The organism is Agarivorans sp. QJM3NY_25 (assembly GCF_050870875.2).
Taxonomy (GTDB): domain Bacteria; phylum Pseudomonadota; class Gammaproteobacteria; order Enterobacterales; family Celerinatantimonadaceae; genus Agarivorans.
Genome location: NZ_CP194041.2, coordinates 3,851,889 through 3,872,446, shown reverse-complemented (window position 1 = coordinate 3,872,446; position 20,558 = coordinate 3,851,889). Strand labels below are relative to the sequence as shown.

The window sequence follows — 20,558 nt, the reverse complement described above, 5'->3', positions numbered from 1 at the left end:
TGCGATTTTTTTACCTGAATTTAATATTAATATTGCTGTTTGTGAGTTACATCTCAGGTTTCTTCACATTAATTAACATATAATCACACCATGGAACATAAATTAACACACTGTATTCAACATGTTTTGGGAAAAGACGATGGATAATCAAATAGTTAAATCGGTAGCTGTGATTGGTTTAGGCTCGATGGGGATGGGGGCAGCGAAATCTTGTGTCCGTGCAGGTCTCGATGTTTATGGGATTGACCTTAATCCAATGGCTTTAGAGACCTTAGATCATTTTGGTGCCAAAGGTGTATCGACAGATGCGAAGCAATTTGCGCCGCTGCTGGATGCAGTGTTACTGCTGGTGATAAATGCCAAACAAGTGACATCGATCCTGTTTGATTCCGGTTTGGCAGAAAATTTAAAGCCAAATACGGCAGTCATGGTTTCGGCCACTATTTCAGCTCAAGATGCGCAGCAAATAGACGCAGAGTTGAAAAAATATGGTCTGTTGATGTTGGATGCCCCGGTATCGGGAGGTGCAGTGAAAGCCGAAGCGGGTGAGATGACCATTATGGCTGCCGGTTCTAGTGCGGCGTTTACCAAGCTTGCGCCAGTATTGGATGCGACAGCTGCAAAGGTTTACAACATTGGCGAAGCCATCGGTTTGGGGGCAACCGTGAAAATTATTCATCAGCTTTTGGCGGGAGTGCATATTGCGGCGGGGGCCGAAGCTATGGCATTGGCAGCACGGGCGCAAATCCCATTAGATGTGATGTATGAAGTGGTGACCAATGCTGCGGGGAACTCTTGGATGTTTGAAAACCGTATGAAGCATGTGGTGGATGGGGATTATACACCCAAATCGATGGTGGATATTTTCGTGAAAGATCTCAATCTGGTGGCGGATACGGCGCAAGATTTTAAATTTCCATTGCCGCTAGCAAGCACCGCCTTGAACATGTTCACCGCTGCTAGCAATGCTGGTTTTGGCAAAGAAGATGACAGCGCGGTGATTAAAATTTTTGACGGTATCAAATTGCCCGGCATGGAGGAGTCATAATGTTACTTGGTGTGATTGCAGATGACTTTACTGGTGCCACCGATATTGCCGGTTTTCTGGTAGAAAATGGTATGCGAACGGTACAATTAAATGGTGTTCCGAGTTTGCCGATAGAGATTGAAGCAGATGCTGTAGTGATAAGCTTGAAATCACGTTCTTGTCCGGTCGATCAGGCAATATCCGACTCACTGGTGGCTTTAGCATGGTTGCAGGCCAGAGGTTGCCAACAGTTTTACTTCAAATATTGCTCAACCTTCGATAGCACGGCACAAGGTAATATTGGTCCTGTGACGGACGCGTTGTTGGCAGCACTGAACGAAAATTTCACGATTGTTTGTCCGGCCTTGCCTGTGAACGGTCGCACGGTGTTTAACGGGCATTTATTTGTGTTCGGTGAGCCGCTGCATGAATCTGGAATGCGTCATCACCCCGTCACTCCAATGACGGATTCAAACTTAGTTCGTCTGATGAATGCACAGTCTGATGGCGATGCTGGTTTGGTGAATTATCAAGTGATTGAGCAAGGTAGCCAAGCACTCAAGGCAAAATTTGCTGAGTTACAACAGCAAGGCTTTCGTTACGCAGTGCTTGATGCGTTCAATGCGCAGCATTTAGCGACAATAGGGGAGGCGATTCAGTCGCTAAAATTAGTGACCGGGGGCTCCGGTTTAGCGGCTGACATCGCTCAACATTGGGGGCGAAGTTTGGCGGAGCAAACTGAAGCCAAAGCGCAAGGCTTACCTCGTCAAGCAAAAACGGTGGTGCTTTCTGGCTCATGTTCAGCGATGACCAATCAACAAGTTGTGGCTTACCAAGCGCGAGCGCCACACTTTGCGGTGGATGTTGCTGCGTGTATCAATGATCCATCCTACAGTGAAAGTGTAATGCAGTGGGTCATCACGAACCTCGACGGTGAATTTGCCCCCATGGTTTATGCTACGGCCGATACTGAGACACTCAGTGCAATTCAAAGCCAATACGGTGCTCAAGCCTCAAGTCATGCAGTGGAGTCCTTTTTTAGTTTGCTCGCTCACCAACTAAAAGAGCATGGCGTGGTCAATTTTATTGTAGCTGGGGGAGAAACCTCCGGTACGGTGACCCAAAGTCTTGACGTTGCGGGTTTTCACATTGGTCCTCAAATCGCTCCCGGTGTGCCTTGGGTCAAATCCCTTGATGGCTCGCTGTCGTTGGCGCTGAAATCGGGCAATTTTGGTGATCCGCAGTTCTTCTTTAAAGCACAAGGTTTTCTTGCATGATAGAGCAACAAATTAGACAACAAATGGTCGACTTAGCTCGCTCTATGTTTGAACGAGGCTATGCGACGGGTGGCGCGGGAAACTTATCCGTTAAACTGCCCAATGGGCACTTCTTGGCGACGCCAACCGGATCATCATTTGGCCGATTAGTGGCTGAGCAGCTCTCGGTCGTGGATATCGACGGTCATTTAATTTCTGGGCATAAGGCATCGAAAGAAGTCGCTTTTCACTTGGCTATTTATCGTAATAATCCAGACTGTAACGCCATTGTACACCTACATTCGACTTATCTCACGGCATTGTCGTGTTTGGATAATTTGACGGTGGAAAATGCCATTCGCCCGTTCACACCATATTACGTGATGCGAATTGGGCAGCTGCCAGTGCTTCCATATTTAAGACCGGGAGATCCTAAAATAGCCGAAGACTTGGGTAAACAAGCCGCCGACTATCGAGCGTTTTTACTTGCCAACCACGGACCGGTGATCACCGGTAGTGATTTAGTGGATGCAGTTGACAATGCCGAGGAGCTGGAAGAAACAGCAAAACTAATGTTCTTACTGAAGGACTATCCAATTCGTTATCTCAGCGACGCAGAAGTCGAAGACCTAAAAGGGAGAGGCAAGTAATGGCCAAATTCGCAGCAAATCTAACGATGTTATTCAACCACGTGGACTTTTTGGAGCGTTTTGAGCAAGCCCATCAAGCGGGTTTTAAAGCGGTAGAGTTTTTGTTTCCCTATGCCTATGAACCAAAAGTATTGGCAGATAAGTTAAGTCAATTTGGCCTTGAGCTGGCGCTGTTTAATATGCCGCCGGGTGATTGGGATGCAGGGGAGCGGGGTTTTGCGGCTATTCCTGGACGGGAACAAGAGTTTAAGCAAAGTGTCGACACCGCGATGATGTATGCGCAGGCTCTCAACTGCAAAAAAGTCCACGCCATGTCAGGTCTTGTGGATCCGCAATTTAGTGAGCAACAGCATGTCGACACATTCATCAGCAATATTCGTTATGCCGCAGACCGATTTGCTGAGCAGGGAATTGAGCTGATGATCGAGCCGCTTAATTCTCGCGATGTACCTGGCTATTTTGTGTCCCATCAGCGGGACGCCGTCGCGCTTATTCAGCAAGTTGAACGCACCAATGTAAAACTACAATTTGATTTGTATCACGCACAAATCATGGATGGAGACGTCACCGTGTTGATGGCGGATTTGGCGGACGATATTGGTCATGTTCAAATCGCTTCGGTTCCCGATCGCAATGAACCTTCAGATGGTGAACTGAATTATCCATATTTGTTTCAAGTATTAGACAAGGTGGGGTACCAAGGATGGATTGGCTGCGAATACAAACCTAAGTCAAGCACTGAAGCTGGTTTAGGCTGGGTCAGACCTTACCTTTAAGCAACACATAATAAGAACGACAACCAAACTCACTGCCTCCTTTCAAGGAGGTAGTAGCTAAACACAACTGAAGAAATATAATCTGATAGGTAGGACAATATAATGGACGCTGCTCTTATAGGAATTATAGTCGGGATCATTGCCATGATGGGGATGATTATTAAAACACGGATCCCCGTGGCATTGGCGATGGTTATTGCCAGTATCATCATGGGTTTATTTGCCGGAATGGCACCAACGGAACTGATTGGTGCGATTAAAGCGGGTTTTGGTGGAGTGCTTGGTGGCATTGGTTTAATTATCGCGTTTGGCGTGATCATGGGGGCATGTTTTGAGCGCTCCGGGGCGGCGATTCGAATGGCAAAAACCTTCGTGAAGCTCTGTGGTAAAGGACGTGAAGATATAGCGCTTGGTCTCACAGGGGTGCTGGTGGCGATCCCTGTATTCTGTGATTCGGCCTATATCATTTTGCACTCACTGGTGCGTGCCATTTCACGCAATACCGGAAAATCTGCCGTGGGCTTAGGGGTCACATTAGCGCTTGGTTTGCTGATCACTCACGCCTTAGTGCCGCCAACGCCTGGCCCAGTGGCTGTTGCTGGCATTCTTGGTGTGGACTTGGGCGTATACATGTTATGGGGATTATTGGTCTCTATTCCGATGATGCTGTTGTCCTTGTTTTATATTCGAAAAATAGGCAAAGAGTACTACCGCGTGCCAAACGGTGAGCAATGGATTACTTCCGAAGCGGCTTGGGCGAATTTAGATACCGTGCAAGCAGCCGACGAGAAAAAACTGCCAAGTAACTTTCTATCTTTTGGACCGATCCTGATCCCGATAGCGCTGATCTTGGCGAATACTATTGTTGGTAAAGGAGATTCGACTTTCCACGCCTTATTGTCATTAGTCGGCAACCCTGTCGTGGCGGTAGGGATTGGCGTATTAATGGCGCTCTATGGTCTAACGCGGAATATCGAACGCAAAGATATGGTGGGATCGATGGACGATTCGCTGGCCACTACCGGTCTTATCTTAGTGGTCACTGGTTGTGGTGGCGCAATGGGCGCAGTGCTCAAAGCATCCGGTGCTGGCCCTCAGGTGGCAGAAGCGATTTCAAGTAGTGGCATACCTCCTTTATTGGTGCCATTGGCGATAGCCTCGATGTTGCGTTTGATCCAAGGTTCCGCGACGGCATCAATGATGGTTGCAGCCACCATGGCATTACCATTGGTGGAAACCTTGGGTCTGGATCCGGTCTTTGTTGCATTGGCATGTGCGGTAGGCCCGGTTGGCTTCTCCCATCTAAATGATTCTTACTTTCATATCATCAGTCGTACTTTGGGGATTACCGAGTTGGGTGACCAATTGAAGATCTGGAGTGTGACTTCGACCATTGCTTGGGCAATTGGCGCGAGTATTGTGATGCTCCTAAACCTTATTTTTGGTCAAGGGGGGACCCTGGTGGATCCGATCGTTCCTTTCGCGGTACTCGGTGGCATTATGCTTTGGATGAAAAGCAGAGAAAAACACGGCAGTTTAGTATCGCAGCATTAATTTAAGCCATTGAATTATACCAATCGGATTACTTATATGAGCAATTTATTACGCAGAATAAATCTGCCGATAATGAGTTAGATGGGTATTAAAAGGCGGTCGAAGATTAACTGCCCTCAGTAAGTGAATGAAGCTTATTGAGGGCGGTTGTTTTTTACTTAGCAATGGGGGCTGAGTTCTTGAAAACTATCTCTGAACCATCCTGTTTGTTGTTTCACTGCTCAGAGTGATGTTGGTTTGCCTGAAACTTAGTGGCGCAAAGGACATTTATTCGTCTTCATCTTCGGCAAATTGTTGGGCAATTTTTATAAAGGACGCTTCTAAGGCGATAAAGGCATCGACTAAAGCGGGTTCAAAATGGCTACCGCGTCCCTGGAGGATGATCTCTTTGGCACTTTGGTAACTAAAAGCTTGTTTGTAGCTGCGCTTATTGATCAGTGCGTCATAGCAGTCGGCAATGGCCATTAGCCGTGCCGAGAGCGGAATTTGCTCCCCCGATAAACCCCGAGGGTAACCGCTACCATCCCATTTTTCATGGTGGTTATAGGCAATCTCTTTGGCGATGCTTAAAAAACTGGACGGTCCATACTCTTTCTCGGCCTTTAAGATGGCATCGCGCCCATATTCTGAGTGTTTTTGCATTTCTTGCCATTCAGTTGCATCGAGAGGCCCGGATTTAAGCAGAATTGCATCGGGCACGCCGACTTTACCAATATCATGCAGCGGTGCAGATTTAAATAATAGTTCAACGAAGTCGTTGTCGAGCTGAGCGGTATAGAATCCTTGCTCTCTTAAGTACTCTGCCAATAGTTTGATGTAATGCTGAGTTCGTCGCAGGTGTTTACCGGTTTCGTTATCACGGGTTTCAGCGACCGAGGCCATGCAATAAATCGCCACATCTTGGGTGCGCGAGATCTCTTTGGTTCTTTGATTGACCAGCTCTTCAAGCTGTGAATTCTGCTGTTGTAAGGTTTTGTGCATTCTGGCTAAAACCATATGGGTGTTCACTCGAGCACTCACGATTGGCAGGCTAAAGGGCTTGGAGATGTAGTCGGCCGCTCCTAGGTTGAAACCATGAATTTCCGATTCCACATCGCTTTTGACGGTTAAGAAAATAATCGGAATGTCTTTGGTTTCGGGCATGGCTTTGAGCTGTTGGCAAACCTGATAGCCATCCAATCCCGGCATTAATACATCCAATAAGATGAGATCAGGTAAGAAGCCACGTCTGATCCGCTCTAAACCTTGTTCGCCATTTTTAGCCACCGAAACCACAAATTTCTGGGCGAGTAACTCCACTAGCACATCGATATAAAATGTTTCGTCATCAATAATCAGTATTTTTTCTGTTGGCTTAAGCATGCTGGTGTAACCTATCCTTTTTTATTGATATGTTCGTCTAGCACCGTGAGGGCATTGTCGAACTCAAATTCGTTGATCAGTCTGACGAGCTCATCATAGAGTATACGCGGTAGCTTATTTTCAAATTCAGTAATGGTTTTCTTGGCCTGTGGATTGCCTTCTTCTAGTAATTCTCGAAGCGGCGTTAATAGAGCTTCGGCGCTAGTATTGAGCACAGTTGTTGGTGATTGACTGACGATTTCAGGGGTTGAGCTGGGTGGTGCAAGACTATTGGCAAGTTGTTCGAACAAGTGCTTAAACTGGTGCTGAAACTCCTGCCATTGTTGGCTGGCAAAAGCTTGCTCTGCTTGGGCGATGAGCGGTTCAAAATCGGTTGCTGCTTGTTCAAGCGATTTGGCACCAAGGTTACCAGCGACCCCTCTAATGGTGTGAATAATGCGTTTTACATCGTCAAATTGTTGTAGCCTACACGCTTGAGAAAGGGTCTCTAATTCTTGGTGATGCCTGCTATAAAAATCACTCAGTAGTTTTTGGTAAAGCTGTGCATTGCCGCCGACTCGGGTGATCCCCCATTGGCTATCTAAGCCGTCAATGACTGGTAATGGATCTTCGGCTGGAGCGTTTATCACCAGCGCTGGCTCAGTATCTGGCTGCGCTTGAGGCGCAAGGTATTGGCTTAGTACTGAGAATAATTGCTCGGGATCGATAGGTTTCGCTAGGTGAGCGTTCATGCCTGCTTCGAAACATCGTTGCTGATCTTCTTTCATTGCATGAGCGGTCATGGCAATAATCGGGAGTGTGGCGAAGCGGCTATTTTTGCGAATGGCTCGAGTGGCTTCAAAGCCATCGAGTACTGGCATTTGTATATCCATTAAGACTAAATCGAAGGGTTCAGCTTGCAGCATATCGATTGCTTGTTGACCATGCTTGGCAATGCTGGCTTGTAGGCCCATTTGGGTCAGCATTTCTTTGGCGAGTTCTTGGTTAATGGGGTGATCTTCTACTAACAATACCTTGCCCTCAAGTAAGTGGGGCACCATCGCTTGAGTTGCCAGTGAACTGCTTGGCTGTTGATGAAATAGCTTCATGATGCAATCAAATAATAGTGAAGCGTTGAGTGGTTTAATTAAGAAGGCGTCAAGTTGTTCTTTTTCTACCTGCCGCAGCACATCTTCACGCCCATAGGCGGTGACTAAAATGATTGCGGGCATCATGCGAAGAGGCATTTCTTTGATGTATTTACTCGCTTCAATGCCATTCATTCGTGGCATTTTCCAATCCATTAATACCAAGCGATAGGGATCTTCCGGTTCGATGTTGTTGTGTCGGTCAAGCATATCGATGGCGGTTGCAGCGTTACTCGCGCAATCAACTCTAAATGAGAAGGAGTGTAATATTTCGCTGCTAATGTCTCTGGCCAATTGGTTGTCGTCGACCACCAAAACTCGCATATCTCTGAGTTCGGCTTGCAACTGTTGGTCGTATTGTTTGTCTTCGGAGTAAGCTAAGTTAAGCTGAAAGCTAAAAGTACTGCCTTGATTTTCAATGCTGGTGGCGCGGATTTCTCCCCCCATCAGCTCGACTAATAATTTGCTGATGCTTAAACCCAGGCCGGTACCGCCATGGGTTCGAGTGAGGCTGTCGTCGGCCTGAGCAAAGGGCTGGAATAATTTACTGAGGTTGTCTTCGGAGATCCCAATGCCGGTGTCATTGACCGAAAACTCAAGGGTAACCCGGTTTGGCACCGATTCGAGCAGTTTGATCTTCACCACAACTTGTCCCTGCTCTGTAAATTTTATGGCATTTTGAGTCAGGTTAATCAGGATCTGTTCCAGCCTGAGAGGGTCGCCAATCAGGATATCGGGCACTTTCGGATCAACATCCATGAAGATATCTATGTTCTTCTCTATTGCTTTTGGTGCCAAGAGATTTGATAGGTTGTAGACAATTTCACTTAAATGGAATTTGATTTGCTCTATTTCTAGCTTGCCAGCTTCGACTTTAGACACATCTAAGATGTCATTGATGACGCCCAGTAGGGTGAGCGACGCGCGTTTTATTTTCTTGGCGTAGTCTTGCTGGGTATCATCCAGTTTGCTACTGAGCATCAGATGTGTAAAGCCGACGATAGCATTCATCGGGGTCCGGATTTCATGAGACATATTGGCTAAAAACTGACTTTTAAAGTTATTGGCCTGTTCTGCACTTTGTTTGGCTTGTGCGAGCTTTTCACTACTCAGCTTTAATTTATCTTTGGCGATAGCAAGTTTTCTATTCCAAATGAAAATCACAATGATAATTGGCAGTGCAATCATGCAAGTGATTAGAATGGCTCGCCAAATTAAGTAGTTATTTGCTTGATGCTCAAAGTCAACTGAAAACCAGTGGTTCTTGATCTGCTTCATTTGTTGTGCCGATATTCGGTCGATAGCCTGATTGAGGATGGGGATTAATTCAGGCCAATCTTTACGGACGCCAATTGATGCTTGGTAAGAGTAGGGACTGGGTGCGGCTATCTTGATATCGGCGATGCCTAACTCGGTTAATGATAAGGACGTGGAGTCCAGGATCCCGATGTAGGCATCAATTTCGCCAGCACTTAAGCTTAACAAGGCTTGTTGAGGTGATGAGAAAGGAAACTGTTCGAGTAGTGGGTAATCTACCTGTAGTTGGTTTTCTAAGTTGTGGTGATTGAGCACCCCCACTCGATGTCCGACGAGATCTTCAACACTGCTCACAAATTGGGTGTTGTCCTGCACAAATATCATATAGGGGCGAGTTAGGTAGGGCTTACTGAACAGCATTTCTGCTGTGTCTTGTTGATTTTGTTCGACATAGGGAACCGATGGGACGATATCGACCTCGGCTTGCTGGAGAGCTTGTAAGGTATTTGACCAACTACTTGTTTCAGAAAGTTTATAGCTTACGCCAATAATGTTGGTCACGATATTCAGAACTTCTGAAGAGATACCGCCAAAGGAGCCTTTTTCATCCACAAAGCTCAAGGGGGCAAATTTAGGGTCTACGCCAATGTTCCATTGTTGGTGCTGTTCTAGCCAAATATTTTGTTGGTTGCTTAGATTGAGAGGGAGGGCATTGATGAATTGTTGGCGGTTGTTTACCCAGTGACTGAGTATGGCTTGGCGTTCGGCAACGCTGATACTGGCTAAGGCTTTATTCAGAATGCCGACCAAGGGTTGCCATTGTGGGTCTTGATGTACCGCAAAGCGTTGTAAGGCGAAAGGCAGCTGAGGGTCACCGCTAAAGGAAATATTACTGAGCTGTAAGTTTTGTTTTAACCACGAGATGACCGCTTGATTTCCCACATACGCATCAACTTGTTGAAAGGAGAGAGCCTTCAAGGCATCAGCGGTGGAAGGGTAGGTTTTTAAGTTGATCTCAGGATGACTTTTACGCAGTACATCGATAAGGAAGAAGCCATCTTCAATGGCTAGCGTTTTCCCCGAGAGCTGAGCTAAGTCACTATATTGCTTGCCTTCGCTGTTGCTGACTATGACTTTCACTGCGCTGAAATAGGGGAGGGTGAACCATAAGTCTTGTTCTCGGTCTGCGGTTTGTACAATGGTAGTGCCGAGCTTAATTTCTCCTTTCCTTAACTGCTGAACCATGTCTTTGAAACGAGCATTGCTTTTCACTTTTAAGCTGATCCCTAAACGGTTCTCGATAAGCTCTAAATATTCGGAGAGAACTCCGCTATGTATGCCTTGTTGGTTGGTAAAGTCTACCGGTGGCCAATTGCCATCAACGCCAATGGTGATCTCTGGATGTTTCGCTAACCAGTCTTGTTCTGTCGGGGTTAAGTTGAGCTGAACTTTGGCATTATTGATAGCATTTAATTTTGGGGGCAGATATTCCCAGTGAAAACCGCTCCATTTTGCAGAAATAGCATTTTTGTCCTGATTGGATATATCTGCCAAGTGGCGATTAATTTTAGCTAACAGCTGTTGATTATCGCGCTTTACGGCTGCGCGGTAGGCTCGGTCATACAGCACCGACGTAAAGGCTTCAAAACGAACGCTCACCGGATGATCACTGAGGTATTTTTTTAGATAGATAGCTTGGGTGATGAACAGCTCAACCTCTCCAGTGATTGCGGCTTCAAATAGCTGGTTGTAGCCGGAATAACTATGTATATCAGCCTTGGGGTAATGTTCTAGCAGCCATTGATGATGGTAGCTACCCTGAGTCACGCCGATGGAGCGTTGGTTGATATCGAGGTTGGTATCAAGTTGAGTTAAGTTGGGGTTGTAGTATAGGGAATAAGCGCTATGTAATAAGGGCTTAGAAAATGCCATTTGGGTTTCACGTTGGGCGCTGCTGAACAGGCCTGCAATCGCATCCACCTTTCCTTCATTTAACCAGCGTTGAGTTTCACTGTTGTTTCCTCCGATAAACTGGATAGATTGTTGGCTTTTCTCGGCCCATACTCGCCAAAAATCGATCAGAACGCCGCTGGCTTGACCAGATTCGTCTTGATATTGAAGGGGGGCACTGTCGATCCGATAAGCAATTTTGAGCGGTTGTTGCGCATCAACTTGAGCGAAAGTCGATTGGGGGGAAACAATCAGAAGTAAGCAAATGAGACAAGTTGCGACCAAACAAAAAACACTTTTGCCTTTTATTTTCTGCATGCATCCTCGCTTAATTTGCTAAGTCATCGTTATTTAGCTGCGCACGATTTATCCCTCTATGGGGTCATCTGTTAGGGCTAAAAAGAGCGTATATCTTATGGGCTAGATGAAAATTCCTTTTGTTTATTTAATATACCGACTTGATATATCGGTGACAAATAATAATCATTTATCGTTTAAGTAATATGTTTTATTTTAGGGCTAGCTCATTGTTTTAACATTCATTATCGAGTTAATTAAAGATTAGACTATAGGCTTTTAATCCCATAGTAATCGTCGCTATCTTGGGGACTTTAGTTAAACTTCATAAACCTCGGTGGCGTAAGCTCGATAGCTATCTAGAACATTCTGTATTGAGCGAGATGGGTCGTCTGTTGAACATCGGTCGGCCAAGCTCGCTAGAAATGAACAAGTTTAGGATATGAAAAGGCTCCTTTGTTTTGCTGATTCGAATACTTGGGATTATGAGCCTCAGCGGCACCCTTATGCAGGTAATCAATGGTGACAGGGATGGAAGAGATATGTCAGGGGGAATCCCCAGCTAAAGTTTTGCCCTGCAAAGTCAAAGGTCCTGTTCGGTTCTGTTAATTTTGTCGCGTCAGCGCCTGTTCTTTCGCTCTTTGTTTAAGGTGTATCTGTTTGATTTTCACGCGCGCATCGGAGCGAAGGAGAGTATGGCTGGCGCCGCCTCTCCCGCTTTGTTTAAAGTTCACGCCGTGCATCGGGATGGAAATGGCTGGCATCTCGATGGGCCATTTCTTCGTAGGTGGCCCATTTTTGACGCGCCACCTGCTCGGCAATATCCATTAAACGTTGCGCCTCTTCGGGCTGGCTCTGGGCTAAGATCTGGTAACGATTCTCCTGTTCTCGGTAGTGTTTTAAGGGCACGCTGGGGCGTAAGCTGTCTAGGGCAAAAGGGTTCGCTCCCTGCTGGCGCAGCACTGGGTTATAGCGAATTAATGGCCAGTGCCCACTGAGGACTGCATTTTGTTGCTGCTCTAAACCTTTTTGCATATCAATACCGTGGGCAATGCAATGTGAATAGGCTATCACTAGTGAAGGGCCGGGATAGGCTTCGGCTTCACGTAAGGCCAACAGCGTTTGCTGAGGATCGGCGCCCAGTGCGACTCTTGCCACATAAACATTGCCATAGGCGATGGCTTGCAGGGCCACATCTTTTTTGGCCATGGTTTTTCCGCCGGCGGCAAATTTAGCCACCGCGCCTAGCGGGGTTGATTTACTCATTTGGCCACCGGTATTGGAGTAGACTTCGGTATCCATGACTAAAATATTCACGTCTCGGCCGGAAGCCAATACATGGTCTAAGCCGCCAAAACCAATGTCGTAGGCCCAGCCGTCGCCCCCCACTATCCATACCGAGCGACGTAACAGATAATCTAATACCGAGCTGAGCGTTTGTGCGTGAGCATGGCCTTTAATTTGTTGCATTAGTTGCTGCAGGCGTTGACGTTGTGCTCTGAGTTGTGATTCAAACTGCTGAGGCGCGTTGAGTACCGCTTCGATGAGTTGTGGATCGAAGGCGGGTTGCCATTGCTGTAGTTGTCTCTCGGCTTCGCGTCGCTGTTGATCGGCGCTGAGTCGCAGACCCAAACCAAACTCGGCATTGTCTTCAAATAGCGAGTTTGACCAAGCGGGTCCTTGGCCCTCGGCATTTTTTGACCAAGGAGTGGTGGGTAAATTACCGCCATAAATAGATGAACAGCCGGTGGCATTGGCAACTAACATACGATCGCCAAATAGTTGGGTAATCAGTTTCAAATAAGGTGTTTCACCGCAGCCACTACAGGCCCCGGAAAATTCAAACAGCGGCTCAAGAAATTGCACTCCATGCACAGTGGAAAAATCCACACGACTGCGATCGTTGACTGGCAAACTTTCGAAAAAAGCCAGCGCTTCACGCAGCGGTTGTTGCTGTTGCGGTTTGGGCTGCATGGTGAGCGCTCGCTGTTGTTCGGGGCCGCGCACCGGACAGGCCTCGAAACATAATCCGCAACCAGTACAATCATCCCCGTAGAGCTGCAAAGTATAGTGGGTATCGGGAAAGCCTCGGGCGGCCAGAGCTGCCGACGCAAAACTGCTGGGCGCCTGGGCTAAGTAAGCTTGATGATAGAAACGGGCGCGCAGCGCCGCATGTGGGCAAACGATGACACAGTTTCCGCATTGAATGCAGGCCTCGCTGTCCCATTTGGGCAGTGTGGCGGCAATGTTACGTTTCTCATAACGGCTGGAGCCGCTGGGCCAAGTGCCATCATCGGGCAGCATCGATACCGGAATTTGATCGCCTAAACCACGGATCATCTTGGCGGTGACCTGTAGCATAAAGGCCGGAGCCGGCGGGCTGAGCGCGGGGCTCAGTTGTCGTGCCGAATTTGCCTGGCCTAAAGTCACTGTTCGTAGCGCGGCGATACTAGCATCGACAACGGCATGGTTGGCCTCGACAACTTTAGCCCCCTTGCGTTGATAGCTCTTGGTAATGGCTTGTTTCATGGCGTTTAAGGCTTGCTCGAGTGGCAGAATGTTGGCTAAGGCAAAGAAACAGGCCTGCATAATCGTGTTGATTCGGCGCCCCATGCCGCCAGCGAGGGCGACCGCGGTGGCATCAATCGCATATACCTTGATTTGCTGCTCAAGAATAGAGTGCTGAGTATCTGCGGTGAATGAGTCCCAAAGTTGTTGGTCATTCAAGCTGCTGTTGAGCAACAAACAGCCTTGTGCTTTGATTTTGTTCACTAAGTCCATTTGTCGTAATAATTGCGGTTGGTGAACCGCGACTAGGTCGGCGTGTTCCAGCAAATAGGGCGCATCTATCGGTTGTTGGGCAAAACGTAAATGCGAAACCGTGGTTGAGCCAGACTTTTTAGAATCATAAACAAAGTAACCCTGCGCATAATACCCCGGACGTTCGGCGACGATTTTAATGGTGTTTTTATTGGCCCCAACCGTTCCATCGGAACCTAAACCATAGAACAGTGCGCTACTGACGCCGGTTTCTGGCAAAGTCATTTTGCTATCAACTGTTAGGCTGAGGTGACTCAAATCGTCGTTGATACCAACGCTAAAACGAGTTTTAACTGGCGAAGCGCGTAGGGATTTAAAGACCGCATCGGCCATGGCTGGGGTGAATTCTTTGCTGGATAGGCCATAGCGCCCACCACAGACCTTAATATGCAGGCGCTCGGGGTGTTCGTGGATCACCGATTGAACATCCAGTAGTAATGGTTCGGCTTGTGAGCCGGGCTCTTTGGTGCGATCAAGCACTGCTATCCTTTGCACCGTATTTGGCAATACCGCCAAAAAGTGTTCGCTGCTAAAGGGACGGTATAGCCGTACCGTAACCACACCAACTTTTTCGCCTTGTTGACAGCGGTGCGCGACCACTTGTTGTGCGGTGATGCTCGCCGAGCCCATCACCACCAGTACATCGCTGGCGTCTGCTGCACCATGATAATCGAAGGGGCGATAAGGTCTACCGCTTAGGCTCGCGACCTGCTGCATCACATCGGCAACGATGCTGGGGGCGTGTTGATAATAAGGATTGACGCTCTCGCGAGCCTGAAAATAAACGTCGGGATTTTGAGCGGTGCCTCTAATTTTTGGGCGTTCTGGTGAGAGCGCGCGTTGGCGGTGTTGCCACACCCAGTGATCGTCGACCAGCGGCTTAATTTGCGTGGCGTCCAGAGCGGCAATTTTATTGACTTCGTGGGAGGTTCGAAAGCCATCGAAGAAATGCACAAAGGGAATGCGGCAGCGTAGGCTTGCGAGATGGGCCACTAAAGCCATGTCTTGCGCCTCTTGCACCGAGGCCGATGCGAGCAGGGCAAAGCCTGTGGCGCGCACTGCCATTACATCTTGATGGTCGCCAAAAATCGATAATCCTTGAGCAGCCAAGGCGCGAGCGGCTACATGAAATACCGCTGGGCTTAGCTCTCCAGCAATTTTGTACATATTAGGGAGCATTAACATCAAGCCCTGAGAAGCGGTAAAGGTGGTGGCTAAAGCGCCGCCTTGCAGCGCGCCGTGAACCGCGCCAGCCGCACCGCCTTCACTTTGCATCTCAATGATTTCTGGTATTTGTCCCCATAGGTTGGGTTTTCCTTGATTGGCCCATTCATCGGCCAGTTCAGCCATGGTTGAAGAGGGGGTGATGGGATAAATGGCACAAACTTCACTAAATAAATAGGCGATTCGAGCCGCTGCTTCGTTACCGTCGAGGGTGAGCATGCGTGGTTTCATTGGTTTTCCTCCACCGTATCGATCATGGTCATCGCACCACAAGGACATTGGTTTACACAGGCTTGACAACCAGTGCAACGTTGATAGTCGATGGCATAACCTTGTCCTTCGCCTTGCTTACTAATGGCTTGTTGTGGGCAAGCGCCATAGCAGCTGTCACACTCAAAGCAATTGCCGCAGGAGTAGCAGCGTTGGGCTTCAAATTGAGCCTGTTCAGCGCTTAAACCTTGAGTGACTTCGCTAAAATCATCAACCCGTTGTTCGGGGGAGAGTTGATTTTTGGGATTGACAGGGGCATCAGTTTGATACCAGAGGTGAAGCTGTTCGGAGGTGGCAATTTTTGCTTTTGGGGGCGTGGTTAGTTGTGTTTGTTGTAACCAAGTATCGATGCAATGGGCGGCCTTTTTGCCGTGGCCTGTGGCAATGGTCACAGTGCGTAGCGAAGGCACCATATCACCGCCGGCAAAAATACCTTCGGCACCGGTCATCATGTGTTGATTTACTTCCACCACTCCATCGTGATAACGGATCTGTTCGAACTGGCTGAGCAAGCGAGTATCGACGTTTTGTCCGAGGGCTAAGATCAGGCTATCGGCGGCAAGTGTTTCAAACTTACCGGTGGGTTGAGGGTAACCTTGTTCGTCTAATTCCATCAACTCGACGGTGAGTTGTTGTTCGCTGAAGTCTTTGATGGTGCGTAACCAATTGATTTGCACTCCTTCTTCCAGCGCTTCATAGGCCTCAAACTGGTGGGCGGGCATATTCGCCATGTCGCGGCGATAGATGATCATTGGCTCGGCGCCAAGGCGTTTGGCACTGCGGGCTGCATCCATGGCGGTATTACCTCCTCCGTAGATGGCGACTCTACGACCGAGATTGAGTTTTTGGCCCTGTTCGATAGCTTCTAAGTAACTGACGGCATCGATGATTTTGCTCGCCTCTTGGGCTGGGATCTCAGTTTTCTTGCTGATGTGAGCGCCAATGGCAACAAAGGCGGCGGCAAACCCACCTTGTTCTCGCTCCTGTTTTAGATCGTCGACCCGGTGGTTGAGAGTGATTTTTACCCCCATTCTAAGTAAGCGGTAGATCTCACCATCCAATATATTTCTCGGTAAGCGATAGGCCGGAATGCCAAAGCGTAGCATGCCGCCAGCGCTGTTGCCGGCATCGCGTATTTCTACGCTGTGTCCTAAACGAGCTAGGTGGTAGGCGGCGGCTAAGCCGCTGGGACCAGCCCCCACAATCAAGATTTTTTTGCCACTCGGCGTGGCATTGTATTCTGGTAGCCAGCCTTCGGCTAAGGCGACATCGCCTAAGTAACGCTCGATGGCGTGTACCGAGACGGCTTGATCCACCTCATTGCGATTACAGGCTGCTTCACAGGGATGGTAGCAAACTCGGCCATGGATCGCTGGGAAAGGATTGTCGTTCATCAATACCTGCCAAGCTTGTTGTATATCACCTTGTTGAGCTAGTGATAGCCAAGCTTGGATATTTTCTCCCGCCGGACAGGCAGCATTACAAGGTGGCAGCAGCGATTGATAAATTGGTTTTCGTTTTGCGACGGCACCTGTGCCATGGCTCAAGGTAAGGTCGGGAGGACTTGATAAATCGACAGATTTTGCTTTCATCAGGGTTCCTTAAGTTCAGTGCACCATCTTGCCGCGCTAAGAATAGGCAATAGCTTGCCATTCGTTAGTCGCTAACGATGCTATGGCACGGTGTTATGAAGGCAGGTGATTCACTGCCGACGCTAAATCTTAAGAAATCAAAATTAGTAAAAATTTAGCATACGCTGCATTTTATGAGAGCTATCTAGATCAAAATTTATCAAAGGATCCATGTAGGGAGTTCACAGTTTTAATTTATATATTAGTAATGTCTAAAATAATTTATGGCCGCTTATTAGCAATGCTTTTGAAATAAAGTGAAAATGTTTTTGGCTTCGCCGAATTTATTATATGAATCAAAGATATTTCTAAGTTTTTGAGTTTGATTGAGAACCTTAAAGGTTCGATGGCTTTTTGATTTATCGGCCTGGAGTGCGAATCTACGGGGATTGTCGTGGATACTTTAGTTTGCTAGTTAGTTAAATATATTAAAAAAACCGAGTGATGAATATTCATGGTTTTATCTGTTGAAGACTGTTTTTATGACTCTAAACATATTATTTCTACGGATAGCTATCAAAATTCAGAGCAATATTTTGAAAAACAAACTAATGATAAAATAGAAGACAAATATCAGTGTATTACATATTTGTTAAATACATAAATTGTTTTTTTTATGTGTATTTTTTTGTGTATATTTATATCTTTTAGATTTAAGTATTCGTTATGGCAGTACAACAGCACGTAACTCAACAAGAAGTCGATTACTCTGAATTTGACAGTCTGATCTCTACCACCGATAACGATAGTTATATCACTTATGCCAATCAAAGCTTTTGTGATGTAGCAGGTTACTCGGCCACTGAGTTATCTGGTCAACCACATAATATTATCCGACATACGGATATGCCCAAAGTGGCCTTTGCCCAGATGTGGGAGTACTTGCTATCGGGCCGAAGCTGGATGGGTTTAGTCAAAAATAGCTGCAAAGATAGCGCTTATCACTATTGGGTGAGTGCCTTTGTTACGCCGATTAAAAATGAACAGGGTGAAACCATTGAATATCAGTCGGTGAGATCACGCCCTGAACGTGAACAAATTAAACGAGCGGATGCGGCCTATAGTCAATTGCAGCAAGGAAAAAAACCGCAGCGTTTATTGGGCTGGCGACATCACTATGCTTCCTATATGTTGCTATTAACGCTAAGCATGTTGGGCTTGCTGGAATGGCAGGCTTTGACTGCGGGAATGTATTGGTTGGCCGGGGGAGGCGCTTTACTTGGTGCTGCCAGCCTATTTTTCGGTTGGCGACAACGCTCGCGGATTCAACAACTGAATCAACGAGCCCAGCAGGCCTACCACAACCCTTTGATGGAAAATCTTTACACTGATCATTATGATGAGTTTTCGGCCATTGAATTGGCCTTGCGGATGCGCCAAGCTGAATTGCGTGCAGTGGTGGCTCGCACTGGGGAAACCACAGGCGATATTCTGCTGTCTGCCGAGGATGAATTGGCGACCATGCAGTCTATGAAACAGAGTCTCTCTCAGCAAAACGATGAAACCACTCAGGTCGCTACAGCGGTGACCGAGATGGCCCATGCTACTCGAGAAGTGGCGGAAAGTGCCGAGTCAGCATCGCAGCTGACCAGCCAAGCCAATACCGCGGTGGTTGCAGGGCGACAACAGGTTGATACCACGATCGACTCGGTGCAGGCTTTACATAAGGAGTTAGCAAACTCCCAAGCAGTGGTGAGTCAATTGGCTGAAAGTAGTCAGCAAATTGAAGGGATCCTCGATGTGATTGGTTCGATTGCCGACCAAACCAACTTGTTAGCTTTGAATGCGGCCATTGAGGCCGCTCGAGCTGGCGATGCTGGGCGCGGTTTTGCTGTGGTGGCGGAAGAGGTGCGAAACTTAGCCCAGAAAACGCAAGTTTCTACCGAAGAAATCCATACCATGATTAATAATTTGCAAACTACTGCTGAGCAGGCAATTTCAACCATGGCCTCGGGAGAGGTGCTCTCTGATCAATGTTTAGTGAATGCTCAGAATACCGGAGATTCGCTGATTGAAATTGGTGATATGTTGCATCGTGTGACGGATACTAGTCATCAAATTGCAGTGGCAGTAGAAGAGCAGGCCACGGTGACCGAAGAAATTAATCGTAACTTGATTAATATTAATAAGCTAACCGAGGAAACGGCGGTGACAGGGGATGAGTCGGTCGAGCGTACGGGGATGTTGGTCGATAAATTACAAGCCTTACAGCGCTTGATTCATCAGTTTCAGGCTTAATATGCCAGAAGCGAGGACTTGTAGACTCGAAGTGGTCGATGTTGCTTCGAGCTGAGTTTGTTTGCAGAAGGCGGGGATTCTTCTGTTCAAAGGCTGATAGGTATAGCGCCTGAGCTGCGATTAAAGTGAAGCGGTAACATAGCCTGGTCGCTGAGCGCTTTGAACCGAGCGTTGGGATGATGTGCGGTTCTTAAATAAATCACCTCAAGGGAGAGTTTGGTGTCATTTATTTGAAGCAACAATTGTCGCGAAAATAGTCATTCCAGTGTCGTCGTTTTGTACAGTCAACACTGCAGTGGAACTGCATTGTTGACTGTACACCAGGTTAGTTTTTACGACCCCACAAAATGCCATTGAGGTAAGGGTTGCCGGTGATTTTGGTCATGATGATCACCGCTGAAACATGGATTGCAACGGCGATCATACACAGATCAGCTAGTAATCCATGGACTTTCTCAAGCCACTCCTCTCCCCAGAATAGATCGGTCTGGGTTGCCCAGCCCGAAAGACCAGTAGCAATCAGTAAAAACCACATGAGCCAGATCATCAAAGCACCTGCGGGATTGTGCCCGTGGTGTTGATCTTGCCTGCTCACAAGCACCTCCTTCAGGTGAGCAATACCTGCTGCGATTGACGGCCTAAAAGTACTGAGTCGAGCCGGTGAACGGGTAATCAAGCCCCAGACTAAACGCGTCGCAATAGCGGCTAAGACCCCATAGCCTGCCCACTGATGCAGTTCGCTGCCTTCTTCCAGCAATAAAAAGTTACTTAAAAATAGTATTGCAACGGTCCAGTGAGTCAGTCTTACTAGCCAATCCCAAACGTAGTGTTTAGTCATCGATTTCCTCTTTTACTTTTTCCATGTTGGTTGGGTTAAAGTAAATTTCTGCTCGTTTTCCTTGCTTGGTATGACCGTAAAGTTCATAGCAACTAGTGTGGGTTCTTTTAAATACTTTGATTTTGTAACCCATTTCTTCAACCCGCTGTTGGGCTTGTTCGATGGGGATCCAAGTACTTTCAGGCTGTTGAGTACAAGTAGGGTCGGCTAAAGCCACAAAGGAGGTTGCGGCTAGGATACATGCAATAAGTTGAGTTGACATTTTAATCGGTGACATCTTG

At 47.4% G+C, this 20,558-nt stretch carries 12 protein-coding genes; 6 read left to right on the top strand and 6 right to left on the bottom strand.

Annotation, left to right across the window (positions count from 1 at the left end; translation table 11 throughout):
• The first annotated feature begins 139 nt into the window (after positions 1 to 139).
• From ltnD to ACRRSW_RS17630, 5 genes are all read left to right on the top strand, one after another.
• A complete protein-coding gene (gene ltnD / locus ACRRSW_RS17650) occupies positions 140 to 1,048 on the top strand; it encodes an L-threonate dehydrogenase (protein ID WP_432451936.1) in 909 nt (302 codons plus the stop codon).
• Entirely contained in the window at positions 1,048 to 2,304 is a 1,257-nt protein-coding gene (gene otnK, locus ACRRSW_RS17645; RefSeq protein ID WP_432451937.1) for a 3-oxo-tetronate kinase, read from the top strand. The genes ltnD and otnK overlap by 1 nt, the downstream gene beginning before the upstream one ends.
• On the top strand, positions 2,301 to 2,933 hold the full coding sequence (otnC, locus tag ACRRSW_RS17640) for a 3-oxo-tetronate 4-phosphate decarboxylase (protein ID WP_432451938.1): 633 nt from the start codon (positions 2,301 to 2,303) through the stop codon (positions 2,931 to 2,933). The genes otnK and otnC overlap by 4 nt, the downstream gene beginning before the upstream one ends.
• A complete protein-coding gene (otnI, locus tag ACRRSW_RS17635; RefSeq protein ID WP_432460007.1) occupies positions 2,933 to 3,709 on the top strand; it encodes a 2-oxo-tetronate isomerase in 777 nt (258 codons plus the stop codon). The genes otnC and otnI overlap by 1 nt, the downstream gene beginning before the upstream one ends.
• Before the next feature lie 102 nt (positions 3,710 to 3,811).
• Positions 3,812 to 5,263 (top strand): GntP family permease, encoded by a 1,452-nt coding sequence (locus tag ACRRSW_RS17630; RefSeq protein ID WP_432451940.1) that lies wholly within the window; start codon positions 3,812 to 3,814, stop codon positions 5,261 to 5,263.
• Positions 5,264 to 5,530: 267 nt separating this feature from the next.
• On the opposite strand, the gene ACRRSW_RS17625 is transcribed toward ACRRSW_RS17630, so the two are convergent.
• From ACRRSW_RS17625 to ACRRSW_RS17610, 4 genes are all read right to left on the bottom strand, one after another.
• Positions 5,531 to 6,625 carry an HD-GYP domain-containing protein gene (locus ACRRSW_RS17625; RefSeq protein WP_432451941.1) on the bottom strand — a complete coding sequence of 365 codons (1,095 nt, stop codon included), beginning with the start codon at positions 6,623 to 6,625 and terminating at the stop codon, positions 5,531 to 5,533.
• Positions 6,626 to 6,636: 11 nt separating this feature from the next.
• On the bottom strand, positions 6,637 to 11,277 hold the full coding sequence (locus ACRRSW_RS17620; RefSeq protein ID WP_432460006.1) for a transporter substrate-binding domain-containing protein: 4,641 nt from the start codon (positions 11,275 to 11,277) through the stop codon (positions 6,637 to 6,639).
• A gap of 702 nt (positions 11,278 to 11,979) precedes the next feature.
• Positions 11,980 to 15,531: a pyruvate:ferredoxin (flavodoxin) oxidoreductase gene (gene nifJ, locus ACRRSW_RS17615; RefSeq protein ID WP_432451943.1), complete on the bottom strand. Its 3,552-nt coding sequence runs from the start codon at positions 15,529 to 15,531 to the stop codon at positions 11,980 to 11,982.
• Positions 15,528 to 17,162 carry an NAD(P)-binding protein gene (locus tag ACRRSW_RS17610; RefSeq protein ID WP_432460005.1) on the bottom strand — a complete coding sequence of 545 codons (1,635 nt, stop codon included), beginning with the start codon at positions 17,160 to 17,162 and terminating at the stop codon, positions 15,528 to 15,530. Before ACRRSW_RS17610 ends, nifJ begins: the two co-directional genes overlap by 4 nt.
• A 705-nt stretch (positions 17,163 to 17,867) precedes the next feature.
• Here ACRRSW_RS17610 and ACRRSW_RS17605 point away from each other — a divergent pair.
• Positions 17,868 to 19,439 carry a methyl-accepting chemotaxis protein gene (locus tag ACRRSW_RS17605; RefSeq protein WP_432460004.1) on the top strand — a complete coding sequence of 524 codons (1,572 nt, stop codon included), beginning with the start codon at positions 17,868 to 17,870 and terminating at the stop codon, positions 19,437 to 19,439.
• A 325-nt stretch (positions 19,440 to 19,764) separates the two neighbouring features.
• Here ACRRSW_RS17605 and ACRRSW_RS17600 read toward each other — a convergent pair whose 3' ends face one another.
• Together ACRRSW_RS17600 and ACRRSW_RS17595 are read right to left on the bottom strand one after the other, a co-directional pair.
• The gene (locus ACRRSW_RS17600; RefSeq protein WP_432451946.1) at positions 19,765 to 20,277 is read right to left on the bottom strand and encodes a cytochrome b/b6 domain-containing protein; all 513 of its coding nucleotides are present in this window, start codon (positions 20,275 to 20,277) and stop codon (positions 19,765 to 19,767) included.
• The gene (locus tag ACRRSW_RS17595; RefSeq protein ID WP_432451947.1) at positions 20,270 to 20,554 is read right to left on the bottom strand and encodes a PepSY domain-containing protein; all 285 of its coding nucleotides are present in this window, start codon (positions 20,552 to 20,554) and stop codon (positions 20,270 to 20,272) included. Before ACRRSW_RS17595 ends, ACRRSW_RS17600 begins: the two co-directional genes overlap by 8 nt.
• Positions 20,555 to 20,558: the final 4 nt, after the last annotated feature.

Excerpts from the sequence above, each read along its gene's own strand:
- ltnD (WP_432451936.1), top strand. The coding sequence starts at position 140 with ATGGATAATCAAATAGTTAAATCGGTAGCTGTGATTGGTTTAGGCTCG.
- otnK (WP_432451937.1), top strand. The coding sequence starts at position 1,048 with ATGTTACTTGGTGTGATTGCAGATGACTTTACTGGTGCCACCGATATT.
- otnC (WP_432451938.1), top strand. The coding sequence starts at position 2,301 with ATGATAGAGCAACAAATTAGACAACAAATGGTCGACTTAGCTCGCTCT.
- otnI (WP_432460007.1), top strand. The coding sequence starts at position 2,933 with ATGGCCAAATTCGCAGCAAATCTAACGATGTTATTCAACCACGTGGAC.
- ACRRSW_RS17630 (WP_432451940.1), top strand. The coding sequence starts at position 3,812 with ATGGACGCTGCTCTTATAGGAATTATAGTCGGGATCATTGCCATGATG.
- ACRRSW_RS17625 (WP_432451941.1), bottom strand. The coding sequence starts at position 6,625 with ATGCTTAAGCCAACAGAAAAAATACTGATTATTGATGACGAAACATTT.
- ACRRSW_RS17620 (WP_432460006.1), bottom strand. The coding sequence starts at position 11,277 with ATGCAGAAAATAAAAGGCAAAAGTGTTTTTTGTTTGGTCGCAACTTGT.
- nifJ (WP_432451943.1), bottom strand. The coding sequence starts at position 15,531 with ATGAAACCACGCATGCTCACCCTCGACGGTAACGAAGCAGCGGCTCGA.
- ACRRSW_RS17610 (WP_432460005.1), bottom strand. The coding sequence starts at position 17,162 with ATGAAAGCAAAATCTGTCGATTTATCAAGTCCTCCCGACCTTACCTTG.
- ACRRSW_RS17605 (WP_432460004.1), top strand. The coding sequence starts at position 17,868 with ATGGCAGTACAACAGCACGTAACTCAACAAGAAGTCGATTACTCTGAA.
- ACRRSW_RS17600 (WP_432451946.1), bottom strand. The coding sequence starts at position 20,277 with ATGACTAAACACTACGTTTGGGATTGGCTAGTAAGACTGACTCACTGG.
- ACRRSW_RS17595 (WP_432451947.1), bottom strand. The coding sequence starts at position 20,554 with ATGTCACCGATTAAAATGTCAACTCAACTTATTGCATGTATCCTAGCC.